This is a genomic window from Duganella qianjiadongensis (assembly GCF_009857915.1).
Lineage (GTDB): Bacteria > Pseudomonadota > Gammaproteobacteria > Burkholderiales > Burkholderiaceae_D > Rugamonas > Rugamonas qianjiadongensis.
The window spans coordinates 1-255 of sequence record NZ_WWCM01000102.1; the positions used below are offsets into that span (position 1 = coordinate 1).

1 rRNA gene is annotated in these 255 nt (G+C 50.6%); it reads left to right on the top strand.

The window, feature by feature from the left end:
* A 23S ribosomal RNA gene (locus tag GTP27_RS23475) occupies positions 1–255 on the top strand; the annotation flags it as partial.

Genomic DNA, 255 nt, shown 5'->3' on the forward strand with positions numbered 1-255 from the left:
TGGGAAGCAGGTTAATATTCCTGCACCGTCGTATGATGCGATGGGGGGACGGATCGCGGAAGGTTGTCTGACTGTTGGAATAGTCAGTTTCTGATTCATAGAAGGTGCTTAGGCAAATCCGGGCACGAAATTCAAGGGATTGGGACGAGCGAACTTGTTCGCGAAGCAATCGGAAGTGGTTCCAAGAAAAGCCTCTAAGCTTCAGTCATACGAGACCGTACCGCAAACCGACACAGGTGGGCGAGATGAGTATTC